The organism is Streptococcus infantis (assembly GCF_000963255.1).
Classification (GTDB): Bacteria; Bacillota; Bacilli; order Lactobacillales; family Streptococcaceae; genus Streptococcus; species Streptococcus nidrosiense.
Genome location: NZ_JYOV01000019.1, coordinates 108,900 through 121,269 on the forward strand (window position 1 = coordinate 108,900; position 12,370 = coordinate 121,269).

The 12,370-nt window shown below is 41.4% G+C and carries 11 protein-coding genes and 1 pseudogene; 1 reads left to right on the forward strand and 11 read right to left on the reverse strand.

What is annotated here, in order from left to right; genetic code table 11:
* Positions 1–134: 134 nt before the first annotated feature.
* From TZ96_RS07645 to TZ96_RS07655, 3 genes and pseudogenes are all read right to left on the reverse strand, one after another.
* Positions 135–278 (reverse strand): annotated as a pseudogene (locus TZ96_RS07645) (aldo/keto reductase); the annotation flags it as partial.
* Positions 279–382: 104 nt separating this feature from the next.
* On the reverse strand, positions 383–1,582 hold the full coding sequence (locus TZ96_RS07650) for an ABC transporter permease (RefSeq protein ID WP_045763566.1): 1,200 nt from the start codon (positions 1,580–1,582) through the stop codon (positions 383–385).
* Positions 1,579–2,472, reverse strand: coding sequence for an ABC transporter ATP-binding protein (locus TZ96_RS07655; RefSeq protein WP_045763567.1), 894 nt, complete (start codon positions 2,470–2,472; stop codon positions 1,579–1,581). The genes TZ96_RS07650 and TZ96_RS07655 overlap by 4 nt, the downstream gene beginning before the upstream one ends.
* A 328-nt stretch (positions 2,473–2,800) precedes the next feature.
* Here TZ96_RS07655 and TZ96_RS07660 point away from each other — a divergent pair, with 328 nt between their 5' ends.
* The gene (locus TZ96_RS07660) at positions 2,801–3,706 is read left to right on the forward strand and encodes an alpha/beta fold hydrolase (RefSeq protein ID WP_045763568.1); all 906 of its coding nucleotides are present in this window, start codon (positions 2,801–2,803) and stop codon (positions 3,704–3,706) included.
* Positions 3,707–3,825: 119 nt separating this feature from the next.
* Here the strand turns inward: TZ96_RS07660 and pheT are convergent, their stop codons facing one another.
* The 8 genes from pheT to TZ96_RS07700 form a co-directional block, all read right to left on the reverse strand.
* Complete coding sequence (gene pheT / locus TZ96_RS07665) at positions 3,826–6,231, reverse strand: phenylalanine--tRNA ligase subunit beta (protein ID WP_045763569.1); 2,406 nt, start codon at positions 6,229–6,231, stop codon at positions 3,826–3,828.
* Positions 6,232–6,361: 130 nt separating this feature from the next.
* On the reverse strand, positions 6,362–7,408 hold the full coding sequence (gene pheS, locus TZ96_RS07670; RefSeq protein WP_000103748.1) for a phenylalanine--tRNA ligase subunit alpha: 1,047 nt from the start codon (positions 7,406–7,408) through the stop codon (positions 6,362–6,364).
* A 276-nt stretch (positions 7,409–7,684) separates the two neighbouring features.
* Positions 7,685–8,401 (reverse strand): LD-carboxypeptidase LdcB/DacB, encoded by a 717-nt coding sequence (gene ldcB / locus TZ96_RS07675; RefSeq protein ID WP_045763570.1) that lies wholly within the window; start codon positions 8,399–8,401, stop codon positions 7,685–7,687.
* 11 nt (positions 8,402–8,412) lie between these two features.
* Complete coding sequence (locus TZ96_RS07680) at positions 8,413–8,874, reverse strand: HIT family protein (RefSeq protein WP_045763571.1); 462 nt, start codon at positions 8,872–8,874, stop codon at positions 8,413–8,415.
* 1 nt (position 8,875) lies between these two features.
* Positions 8,876–9,913, reverse strand: coding sequence for a M42 family metallopeptidase (locus TZ96_RS07685; RefSeq protein WP_045763572.1), 1,038 nt, complete (start codon positions 9,911–9,913; stop codon positions 8,876–8,878).
* Positions 9,914–10,010: 97 nt separating this feature from the next.
* Positions 10,011–11,336: a branched-chain amino acid transport system II carrier protein gene (brnQ, locus tag TZ96_RS07690; protein ID WP_045763573.1), complete on the reverse strand. Its 1,326-nt coding sequence runs from the start codon at positions 11,334–11,336 to the stop codon at positions 10,011–10,013.
* A 165-nt stretch (positions 11,337–11,501) separates the two neighbouring features.
* Positions 11,502–11,783, reverse strand: a complete 282-nt coding sequence (locus TZ96_RS07695) for a rhodanese-like domain-containing protein (protein WP_045763574.1) — start codon at positions 11,781–11,783, stop codon at positions 11,502–11,504.
* Entirely contained in the window at positions 11,780–12,370 is a 591-nt protein-coding gene (locus tag TZ96_RS07700) for a uracil-DNA glycosylase family protein (RefSeq protein ID WP_045763575.1), read from the reverse strand. The genes TZ96_RS07695 and TZ96_RS07700 overlap by 4 nt, the downstream gene beginning before the upstream one ends.

Here is a 12,370-nt window from a genome sequence, read left to right on the forward strand (position 1 = left end):
ACTTGTCAAGAAAAACCTGTAAAGCATAGAACAATAAAACCAGCCCACTGATATAAGTAACGTCTGGTCTACTAAATCTAGTCCCGAAGATTCGAACGGTGCTTGAAAACTTTACCCATCAGGACCTCACACTAGACATAGATATCCGCTAGGTCAAAGGTGTTGATACCAATCGACAAGGCCACCCCCACCTCATCTTCACTCATCTGGCTGATCAGCATTATCCCAAGGACAATGATTAATAAACACTCATTTTCAGCAACATCAATATAGTTCATGTCCTCCTCCTTTTCATTCTTCTTTCATTATAAAGTAAAGAAGACCAGACAGCAATGAATTCGCAAATCAAAAACACCTCCAGTATTCACTGAAGGTGTCTCTTTTAGTGATAGCTTAAAGCTCGTTTAAAGGTTTTCCAGATCCCCAAATCATCCGTTTGAAGAACCAAACTAGCATACATACGTCCAATAAAAGCTGTTGCAGTAACTGCAAAAATAACCGTTATAGCAAGCGAAATCCAAGCTTCTAGTCCATTTGCATAACCATTGATAGCTCTGAAAGGCATAAAGAAGGTTGAGACGAATGGAATGTAAGAACCGATTTTCAAGATTAAATTATCACCAGAAGTTCCTAATACTGTTACCCCAATGAAACCTACCATAATCAAAAGCATCAAAGGCGATAAGGCCTTACCAGAATCTTCTGGTCGAGAAACCATAGAACCTAAGAAGGCAGCCAAGACCACATACATAAAGAGACTAACCAAGACAAACAACAAGGTATTGATCGAAAATGCTTCTCCCAAGTGATTTAGAATACCTGAATTTGCCAAGATAGGCATATCCTTAAAGAAGAAAATAGCTCCAAGTCCACCTACAACATAAATACCAATATGAGTCAAAATGACTAGAAGTAAGGCAATCATGCGGGCGTAGAAATAATGGCTAGCACGAATGCTTGAGAAGACCACTTCCATGATTTTGGTTCCTTTTTCACTAGCTACCTCTTGAGCAGTGACACTAGCATAAGTAATCAAAATCATATAGAGGAAGAAACCTAGTCCTGCAGCCGCAAAGGTTTGGACCATCTTTTTATTTTCCATGGCTTCATCAATCTGTTCTGTGAATTGAATTGTTTGAGCCAAGCGTTTTTCCTGTTCCTGAGACAAATTTGCTTCTGAACGGTTGAGTTGGGATTGGAGTTCATTCAACTTAGCGGTCACTGCTAACTTAATGCCACTCTCTAGTGAAGTCTCACCATGATAGACTGCCTTGAGGACACTATTCTCCTGGTCAATGGTTAGATAACCTTTTATTTTTTCATCCTTGATGGCTTCTTGGGCACTTGCTTCATCCTTATAGTCAAAGTTAAGACCATTGGTCGATTTAAGTTCTTCTGTAACAAGAGGAACAGAACTAACTACTGCTACCTTACTATTTTGAGCCAAGGAAGAACCTTGGAGAACACCAATTCCTCCAGATAGACCTAAAAAGAGGAAAGGCGAAATCACCATAAAGAAGAAACTCCAAGACTTGACATGTCTTAGATAGGTTTCTTTGATTACAACCCACATATTTCTCATACTTCCACCCCTGATTCTAATTTAAAGATTTCATCGATTGTTGGAGCTTGTTGATCAAAAGTCGCGATATATTGACCTTGAGTCAAGATTGGGAAGAGTTCTCTACCTGCACTTTCATCATCTAAAATCAACTTCCAGCTACCTTGCTTGGTCAAGCTAACCTGTTTGACATGAGGAAGGCTCTCCAGTTCTTCCTTGCTTCGTTCACTTGAAACAAAAAGTCGTGTTTTGCCGTATTGATTGCGGACCTCTTGAACCGGTCCATGCAAGACCACACGCCCATCACGAATCATGAGGATATCATCACAAAGTTCTTCGACATTGGTCATGACATGGTCAGAAAAGATAATGGTCGCGCCGCGTTCTTTTTCTTTCAAGATAACCCGCTTAAGAAGTTCGGTATTAACTGGATCCAAGCCACTAAAAGGCTCATCTAGGATAATCAAATCTGGTTCATGAATCAAAGTGATAATCAACTGAATCTTCTGTTGATTTCCTTTTGAGAGACTTTTGATCTTATCCGTCAGTTTCCCCTTGACTTCCAGTTTTTCCATCCATTGAGGGAGTTTTTCTTTGATTTCCTTAGCGTCCATGCCTTTTAGAGTCGCCAAATAACGAACTTGTTCAAGGACTGTCAATTTAGGCATAAGACTGCGTTCTTCAGGTAGATAACCAATGCGAGCATAGGTCTCCTGACGAATGTCTTGACCATCAAGCTCAATCTCCCCTTGATAGTCTAAAAATTTCAAAATACTGTGAAAAATAGTTGTTTTCCCAGCTCCATTTTTCCCGACCAGCCCTAAAATACGCCCTGGTCGTGCTTGAAAGTCAACACCAAACAAAACTTGCTTAGGCCCAAAACTTTTCTCTAGATTTCTTACTTCGAGCATCATCCACCTCCGAAATTTATTGCACTCATTATACTCCTTTTTGATAGCATTTACAATGATTTATGTACATTTTTAAATCATGACTCTTAAGAAGGGAGTTTACTGGATAAGGACTTTATTGGCTCATCACCAAGCATTTTAGTCCTCCAGATTTTAAGTGATAAATATATTATACTAATCTCTTGATAAATCCGTTGACTATATCCTCAAATGTCCATTTTTAGTCCTGAATTGTTGCTACTAAACTTCATCATTCTGCCTAGCTTATCGTGCTATTTTATGGTATATTTTTGATAGACTATAGATTATCATAAGCAAGGAATCTGATATGAAAAAAAGACTTAAACTCGAACCAAACAACAATAACTTAATCATTTGGGAAGCTGAACAACCAAAAGCCATTCTTCAGATTGTACATGGCATGGTAGAATACGTAGAACGATATGAAGAATTTGCTCTAGCCATGAATAACGAAGGCTTTACTGTTATCGGCCATGATCATCTCGGCCACGGTTATACTGCTCAAAATCCAAGTCAACTCGGAGTCTTTCCTGAATCTCCCGAGGAACTCATCGATGATATTGAAAGAGTGACCTCCTTCATTCAAGAAAGCTATCCAGAACTTCCAATCGTCCTTCTAGGGCATTCTATGGGGTCTCTTATGTGTCGCTATTATGTAGCTAAACGAAAACCACCTATCAATGCCTTAATTATCATGGCGACTGGTCAACAACCTCAATTTCTGACTCGATTCGCTCTCATCCTAACAGAATACATCCGACTTATAAAAGGGAATAAACACCGTAGTAAACTCTTGACTTATCTATCAACTGATAGCTTTAATCGAACTATTAAAAATCCTAAAACATCTGTCGATTGGCTCTCAAAAAATGAAGAATCCAACCAAGCTTATCTGAAGGATCCATTCTGTCAATTCATACCTACTATTCCTATGTACAGATCTATTTTTTACTTTTCTAACCAAGTAGCTAGTAAACAAGTGATTGATGAGATCCCAGCCCAACTTCCTATTCTCGTTATTTCGGGACAAGAAGACCCTCTAGGTGAAAATGGCAAAGGTATAGAGAGATTTGTAAAACTCCTAAAGGCTTCACATTCGAAAGTAAGCCTCCGATTAGTTGAAGAGGCTCGTCACGAAATTCTAAACGAGAATAATCGAAACGATACCTATCACTTCATAGCTGATTGGATGACAAAAAATACCGATGTCTGATCATCTTGTAACAGTATTAAAAAGGAGTTGTTTCCCCGTCAATTTGATTCAATCATCAGGCTAAAGCTTGATGATTTTTTCTACTAAAAAATCCATCCCTAGGGATGGATTGAAAATTTTTAACGCACTTCTGCATTCACTTTTTCTTCAAGTGATGCCTGGATTTTTTCCATGTAGCGTGCGACTTCTTCGTCGGTTAGACTATCTTCTGGATTTTGGAAGGTCAAGCTATAAGCCATTGACTTCATACCTAGTCCTAGTTTTTCGCCTGAGAAGACATCAAAGAGTTTGATATCTGTCAAACGTTTCACGCCTGCAGCTTGGATAGCGTCTACAACTTCTTGGTGAGTGACTTCTGCCTTGAGGAGAAGGGCGATATCACGGCTGACTGCAGGGAACTTCGTAATTTCCACAAATGGAGCGGCTGGTTGAAGAGCTGTCTCAATAGCTGAAAGGTTGAGCTCTGCTACATAAGTTTCTGGAATATCATAAGCCTTAGCTGTAACAGGATGTACTTGACCGAGGAAACCAAGGACTTGGTCACCGAGTGAGATCAAGGCTGTACGTCCTGGGTGAAGACTAGCAATTTCAGAAGTTGCTGTATAAGTCACTTCAAGACCCAAGCGAGCAAAGAGAGCTTCCAAAATTCCCTTAGCATAGAAGAAGTCAACAGGAACTGCCGCAGTTTGGAAGTCTTTTTCAGCAACTAAGCCAGTCAAGGCAAAGGCAAAGCTATTGATTTCGTTTGGCAATTCTTCTTTTGGATTACCAGTTTGCTCGAAGACTTTTCCAATCTCATAAAGAGCCAAGTTTTTATTCTTACGTGCTACGTTGTAGGCAACTGTATCCAAAATACCTGAAACCATATTTTGACGGAGAACTGAACGATCCACGGTCATTGGCCACATCAATTCTGTCAAATGACTTGGCTGAATCGTAAATTCAACCGCTTTTTCAGGAGTTGTAAGAGCATAAGTGATGATTTCTGTCAATCCAGCACCTTCAGCAATGGTACGAACCTGACGACGAAGTTTTTGTGTCGCAGTCAATTCACCAGCGGTACCATCGTCTTTTGGAAGACTAGTTGGCAAGCGATCATAGCCATAGATCCGAGCGATTTCTTCAAAGAGGTCCGCTTCAATGGTGATATCCCAACGGCGACGAGGAACGCTGACAGTGAAAGCTTCTGCATTTCCAGAAAGACCGAAGCCAAGGCGACGGAAGACATCTTTTACATCAGCGTATGAAAGTTCTGTACCGAGAACACGGTTGACGTCTGCAAGGGTTGAAGAAACTTCCACATCAGAAGTGTCGAGCTCACCTGCTGAAACGATCCCCTTACGTACTGTTGCACCTGCAAGCTCTGCAATCATGCTCGCTGCCGCATCAAGGGCTTCATTGACAGTTGCCACGTTGATGCCTTTTTCAAAGCGAGAAGAAGATTCAGAACGAAGGTTGAGGCGACCACTAGTCTTACGGATTGATTTGCCATTGAAAACAGCAGCTTCAAGGACTACACGAGTAGAGCTTTCAGAGATTTCTGTAGCCTGACCACCCATAACACCTGCAAGAGCAACTGGTTTGTCTGCGACAGTGATCACTAAGTCATTTGTTTCCAACTCACGCTCTTCACCGTCCAAGGTTACCAATTTTTCACCAGCACGTGCTTCACGCACACGGATCTCGCTTCCTTCAAAGGTATCCAAGTCAAAGGCATGCATAGGCTGGCCAAAGTAAAGTAGGATGTAGTTAGTCACGTCCACTACGTTATTGATTGGACGGATACCTTCGTTCATAAGAAGATTTTGCAACCATTGTGGACTTGGCGCGATGGTCACATTATCCAAGATCCGAGCCGCATAGTAAGGAGCCTTATCTGTGTCAATGCTGACAGAAAGAGCGTCTGCTGCAGATTCATTGGTTTCTGTTAAACTGAATTCTTTAAAGTTGACTGCCTTGTCATAGATAGCTGCTACTTCGTGCGCTACTCCACGCATAGAAAGAGCGTCTGCACGGTTTGGTGTGATAGAAAGTTCGATAATTTCATCATCCAAGTCTAGGTATGAGAAGACTTCGTCTCCAGGAACAGCATCTTGAGGCAAGATTTGAATTCCATCTGCAAATTCCTTTGGTACAACTGAGTCAGAAATTCCCAATTCACCAAGGGAACAGATCATTCCAAGTGACTCTAAGCCACGGATTTTCCCTTTTTTGATCTTGTAGTTGTCAGCAATACGAGCACCTGGAAGAGCCACCATGACCTTGATGCCTGCACGCACATTTGGTGCTCCACAGACGATTTGACGGGCTTCTTCTTCGCCAACGTTAACCTGACAAACATGGAGGTGAGTTTCTGGCACATCTTCACAAGACAAGACCTCACCGACAACAATTTTTGAGAGACCAGCAGCTGGTGATTCCACACCTTCTACCTCAATCCCTGTAGTTGACATTTTCTCAGCCAACTCTTGTGATGGCACATCAATGTCCACCAATTCTTTTAACCATTTGTATGATACTAACATAATTCTGATCGTAAGATCTCATCAATCGAGACCTTTTCAATTCCTTTCTTTTTCTTCGAGTTAACTCTTGCCATTTCTCACCAAGAGGAAATGACTAGAACTGTATAGGACTGTGTTTCAGGTTTCAAACTTATTTAAACTGTTCTGAGAAGCGGACATCTCCTTGGTAGAATCCACGGATATCGTTGATTCCGTAACGAAGCATAGCTACACGTTCTTGGCCAAGACCAAAGGCAAAGCCAGAGTAAACGGTCGCATCGATACCACTCATCTCAAGGACACGTGGGTGAACCATGCCGGCACCCATAATCTCAATCCAACCAGTTTTCTTACATACGTTACAGCCGTCTCCTCCACACTTGAAGCATGAAACGTCAACTTCAACAGATGGCTCTGTGAATGGGAAGTAAGATGGGCGCAAACGAATTTGACGCTCTTCACCAAACATTTTTTGTACAATCAACTGAAGAGTTCCTTGAAGATCGGCCATAGAGATGTTTTTCCCAACAACCAATCCTTCGATTTGGTGGAATTGGTGACTGTGGGTTGCATCGTCTGTATCACGACGGAATACTCGCCCTGGTGAGATCATCTTCAAAGGCCCTTTAGAGAAGTCATGGGCATCCATCGCACGCGCCTGAACTGGAGACGTGTGGGTACGGAGCAAGATTTCTTCTGTGATGTAGAAAGTGTCCTGCATATCACGGGCTGGGTGGTCTTTTGGAAGGTTCATACGTTCGAAGTTGTAGTAGTCTTGCTCAACTTCAAATCCATCCACGACTTGGTAACCCATACCGATAAAGATATCTTCGATTTCTTCACTAGTTTGTGTCAAAACGTGACGGTGACCAGTCGCAACTGGACGACCTGGAAGTGTCACATCAATGCTTTCACTTGCTAGTTGAGCTTCCACTTTCTTTTCTTCCAAGAGCTTAGCTGTTTCTTCAAAGGCAGCTGTTAGGACATCACGAGCCTCATTGACGTGTTTTCCGATAACAGGGCGCATTTCAGCAGAAACGTCTTTCATCCCTTTAAGGATTTCAGTCAGTGACCCTTTTTTACCAAGGACTGAGACACGCAATTCTTGCATCTCTTTTTCATTTTCAGCAGTAATCTGCTTCAAGCTAGCTAGCGTTTCTTCACGAAGCGCTTTTAATTGTTCTTCAATAGTTGACATAATTCCTCCATCAGTCTCTCGTAGATAAAAAGAAAACCACATGCCAAAAACTCCATTCGGAGCGTTGACACGCGGTACCATCCGTTTTCATCTGACAAGTCAGACCTTTATTTCTGAATCCATAGGCAAGTGAATTCACCCAGCTTTCATATAGAGAGCTTTCAGTCACGGCTCTCCTCTCTGATATACTTCCCCTGAGATACTAGTCTTGCAGATTCCTATTTAATTATTATTCATTTTATCAAATTTTAAGTAATCTTGCAAGATGTTTTGCGACTAATCAACATAGTCTCCACCTTCAAAGCCGTAATACTCTTCCAAACTGAGTCCACTTGCTGCAATTTCTTTGGCTTCTTTGCCAACATAGCGAAGGTGCCATTCCTCAGCCATATAACCCGTCTCCTTTTCCTTACCTTTTAGATAACGAACAACAAAGCCATAGTCTGCAGCATGGTCCAATAGCCATTGGGCTGCCTTTTCTTCAGTGACTAGGTCTCCATTTGTTCCAATCAGATCAAAAGCTAAGCCAGTTTGGTGTTCACTATAACCAGGTCTTGCAGAATAACGGTCAGCCTCAGCCTTGCCATCTTGGTTGACATAATCCTGATACAGTTTAACCTGAGTTTCATAACTTCTAAATCCACTATAGTGGTCGCTAATCGGGAAACCTGCTTGCTGCATAGCTGCAATGAGTTTTAACAGTTCTGCCTTTGCGGTAGGATTTTCTCCAGGATTGTATTCTTTTGACATAGGATAATGCTTATTAGCTACAACAATCTCATCGTACTTGCCTTGAATGCTGTAGTGGTCTCCTTTGTTAACCACTTCTGCTTTCTTTTGACTAGCTTCCCGAGACTTACTTCCCGCGGTTCCTTCTTGTACAGTTGATTGCTCTGAAGAAGTTTTTGCGTCAGAAGTCGCTGATTTTTCTTGTGAACAAGCTGCCAATGTCAAGGCTAATAATCCTGATAAGATAAGGTATCTTTTTTTCATCTGTTATCCTTTCATTTAATCATCTGGTTTAAAGTCTCAGATAATCTTGCAATCAAGTCTTCTAATTTACTTCCCTTAACCTGATATTCTTCAGCAATCATTTCTTCCCATGGAACCCACCAGACTGGACCACGACCATTAAGACCGTGTCCCTTCATATCACCAGCTCGTCTAGGAAAAATATGCCAGTGGACATGGGCATCTCCATTTCCCAACAACTCTATATTCATCTTTTCAGCAGAAAAAGCTTTAGAGACAGCTTCCTGCACCAGACTCATTTCCTCTAAAAATTGAAGTCTGACACTTGGATCTAGATGATGTAGTTCTGTGACATGTTCCTTGGCTAAGAATAGAGTGTAACCTTCAAAATACTGGTGGTCACCAATGACAACATATCCTGTTTCTAATTCCTTGACAAAGTAGGGATTGTCTCCAGACTTGATGAGTTCAATTCGATCACAAATCAAGCACATCTCAGTCCACCAACTCACTCTTGAGATAAGCATCCACCATACGCTCAGTAGCCACTACAGAATCAATATGAGTTCGCTCATAAGAGTGACTAGACTCAATACCTGCTCCTAGAAGAGCGTGCTTAACCTCTGCTCCAGCTGACATAGCTGCAGAGGCATCTGAACCATAAAATGGATAGATGTCTAATTTAAACGGAATGTCTTGCTCTTTTGCGAGAGCTACTAAGTGTTGACGGAATTCATAGTGGTAAGGACCAGAAGCATCTTTAACACAGATAGATACTGTGTACTCATCTGTCTGCTGATCATCTCCCATTGCTCCCATATCCACAGCTAGATATTCGACAACTTGACTAGGGATACTTGAGTTAGCACCATGCCCCACTTCTTCAAAGACTGAAAAGGCAAAATGCGTAGTGACAGGAAGTTCAATCCCTTCTTCTTTGTAGACTTTGAGGAGATTAAGGAGAATAGCTGCGCTGACCTTGTCATCCAAATGACGAGACTTGATAAAGCCTGTCTCAGTCACGACAGTTCGTGGGTCAAAGCTGATAAAATCACCAACCTCGATACCGAGTGCGCGTGTTTCTTTTTCATTAGTCACTTTTTCATCCAAACGCACTTCCATATTGTCCTGCGTGCGTTCAGCAGTTCCAGCATCTTTGTAAACGTGACAAGAAGTTTGGTGGATCAAAATCGTACCTGATACGGTTTTACCTGTGCTAGCCACATAGACCGTACAGTTTTCTCCTTCAATCATGTTCCAAGGATAGCCACCAATACGGTCCATTTTGAGTCGACCATCTGGTTTAACAGCACGAACGATAGCTCCCAGGGTATCCACATGGGCAGTTACATAGCGATGTTGCTCATTATTTTTACCTTTAATGGTAACATTCACTCCACCTTTAGCAGTACGGATTGGTTGATAACCTAGTTTTTCAAGCGTCTCAACTAGATAATTCGTAATTTCACGCGTAAAACCTGTTGGTGACGCGATAGCAGTTAGTTCTTTGATATATTCTACAGTTTGATTCATTTTTTCACCTCTTTTGCTACCTATTATAACACATTTATCATCGGATAAAAAAAGAAAATCACTCCTGTAGACTTAGCTACAAAAGTGATTTTAGTGATTATTCCATTTCAAAAGCTTCACTTTCTTGTTTATTTGGAAGAACAAGAGAAAGTAGAATACCGATAATAGCTGGTACCAACCATGGCAGAGAAGCCTCCGCAAATGGTAGAGCGTTCACGATATTTGCAAGGATCTCAACTTTAAAAGTAGATCCTAAAACACTTGCAATAGCAATGGCTGTGACAATGCCAACCGTTAATTGCATTCCTGGTTTAGAAAGAGCAACAAACTTGTTCACAATCACAATCATGACAATGGCAATCGTAATTGGGTACAAAATAACGAGAACTGGTACAGAGTACTTAATAATAGCACTCAAACCAAGATTTGCAATAGCAAAACCAATCAAGGTAAAGACTGTCGCATAAACCTTGTAGCTGACTTGTGGGAAACGTCCGTTAAAGAACTCGGCAGTTGATACAATCAACCCTACAGTCGTTGTGAAGCAAGTAACGGTTACCATAGCCGCAAGGAAAAGTTGAGCAGTAGAACCAAAGATTTCTTGAGTCGCTTGAGACAAGATATAAACTCCAGGAGTTCCACTCTTCATTGCTTCTTCTGTTACTGGGAAATGATTGCCCAAGAAACCTAGACCGATGTAGAGAGCACTAAATCCGAGTGCTACAACGATTCCAACTACCCAAATGGTTGAAATATACTCTTTCTTACTTGAGAAACCAAGTTGTTTCAAGGTTTGTACTGCAATAACACTGAAGGCAACCGATGCAAGCGCATCAAGTGTATTGTATCCTTCAAGGAAACCTGCACCAAAGGCGGAAGCCTGATAAGCTCCTGAAGCTGCTTGTGGTGCATTCCCACCATACTTGAAAGCTCCAAGGATAACCAGAATAACAATTAAGATGGCAAAAACTGGAGTCAAGATTCGACCGATCCGATCCAAGATTTTTGAAGGATTAAGGGCGATTAAATAGGCTGCAACAAAGTAGAGAATGGTAAAGACAATCAAACCTAAACCCTTATCTGCTTCAGCTAGAAGGGGACTAATACCGACCTCAAACGATGTCGTTGCTGTGCGAGGGATGGCAAAGAATGGGCCAATCGACAAGTACAAAACTGCAAGATAAATCGTCGCAAACCATGGAGAAATTTTCTTAGAAATTTCATAGATATAACCCTTCGGATTAAGGGTACCAATGATCAAGGTTAGGACGGCAATCCCAACACCCGAAAATACAAATCCTGCAATGGCAGGAAGGAAGTTTTCTCCAGACTGTGCGCCTAGAGTTGGAGGGAAAATCAAGTTACCTGCTCCAAAAAATATTCCAAACAGGAGTAATCCTGTTAAAGCACCTTTTTTAGCCATAAACTCTCCTTATTAAAAATAAAATACTTTCTTAGTATAACATGATTAAAGGCTAGAAAAGGCTGTCACGAAATAATTCTAAAATGTTTTCAATTTTCCGAATTTTAATGCAAAACAATCCTTCGAACCCTTCCAATTTTTTAAAGGTTTCGAAGGAAATTTTTCTTATTCTAAGGCATCCATGCCACCTTGGACATTGATAACCTCATATCCTTGTTCTGATAAAAATTGACAAGCACGTGCTGAACGGATACCAGACTTGCAAATCACGTAGTAAAGATTATCTTTGTCTAATTGTTCATAAGTATCAGCCAGTTGACTGAGAGGGAAATTACGAGCACCTTCTAGATGAAGAGCCTCAAATTCCTCTACTTCTCTCACATCCAATACAGAAAGTGAGCTATTCTGGTAAAGTTGGTAAAAATCGTTAAAAGTAATTTCTTTCATTTTTCTTCTCCGAGAATTTTTTGTATTCTATCTTTTAAGTCAGGCAAGACTTCTTCTTCAAACCAAGGATTTTTTTTCATCCAGATTTGATTACGGGGTGAAGGATGCACCAGAGGGAAATAATCAGGTAAATAATCCTTGAACCGATGCACACGGTCTGTCACCTTGCCACTAACTTTCTCATGTAGGTAGTAGGCTTGGGCATACTGCCCAATCAAGAGTGTTAATTGAATATCTGGTAACTCCTTCAAGAGTGTTGGATGCCATTTTTCTGCAAAACCTGGACGAGGTGGTAGGTCACCCGATTTCCCATGACCTGGAAAGTAGAAATCCATGGGCATGACTGCAAAGTAACCTGAATTGTAAAAGGTGTCTTCATCCACACCTAGCCACTCTCGCAAGCGGTCGCCACTTTTATCCTTCCAGTATAGCCCTGCTTCCTGGGTTTTGAGACCAGGTGCCTGGCCAATGATATTGATACGAGCTGTTTTTGGTGCTGCAAAGAGTGGCTCGATGCCTTGCTCAGTATAGCTGGCATTCTGTGGATCCTCTATGATAGCTTGCTTGATTCTTTCGATTTGAGACAT

Excerpts from the sequence above, each read along its gene's own strand:
- TZ96_RS07650 (WP_045763566.1), bottom strand. The coding sequence starts at position 1,582 with ATGAGAAATATGTGGGTTGTAATCAAAGAAACCTATCTAAGACATGTC.
- TZ96_RS07655 (WP_045763567.1), bottom strand. The coding sequence starts at position 2,472 with ATGCTCGAAGTAAGAAATCTAGAGAAAAGTTTTGGGCCTAAGCAAGTT.
- TZ96_RS07660 (WP_045763568.1), top strand. The coding sequence starts at position 2,801 with ATGAAAAAAAGACTTAAACTCGAACCAAACAACAATAACTTAATCATT.
- pheT (WP_045763569.1), bottom strand. The coding sequence starts at position 6,231 with ATGTTAGTATCATACAAATGGTTAAAAGAATTGGTGGACATTGATGTG.
- pheS (WP_000103748.1), bottom strand. The coding sequence starts at position 7,408 with ATGTCAACTATTGAAGAACAATTAAAAGCGCTTCGTGAAGAAACGCTA.
- ldcB (WP_045763570.1), bottom strand. The coding sequence starts at position 8,401 with ATGAAAAAAAGATACCTTATCTTATCAGGATTATTAGCCTTGACATTG.
- TZ96_RS07680 (WP_045763571.1), bottom strand. The coding sequence starts at position 8,874 with ATGTGCTTGATTTGTGATCGAATTGAACTCATCAAGTCTGGAGACAAT.
- TZ96_RS07685 (WP_045763572.1), bottom strand. The coding sequence starts at position 9,913 with ATGAATCAAACTGTAGAATATATCAAAGAACTAACTGCTATCGCGTCA.
- brnQ (WP_045763573.1), bottom strand. The coding sequence starts at position 11,336 with ATGGCTAAAAAAGGTGCTTTAACAGGATTACTCCTGTTTGGAATATTT.
- TZ96_RS07695 (WP_045763574.1), bottom strand. The coding sequence starts at position 11,783 with ATGAAAGAAATTACTTTTAACGATTTTTACCAACTTTACCAGAATAGC.
- TZ96_RS07700 (WP_045763575.1), bottom strand. The coding sequence starts at position 12,370 with ATGTCTCAAATCGAAAGAATCAAGCAAGCTATCATAGAGGATCCACAG.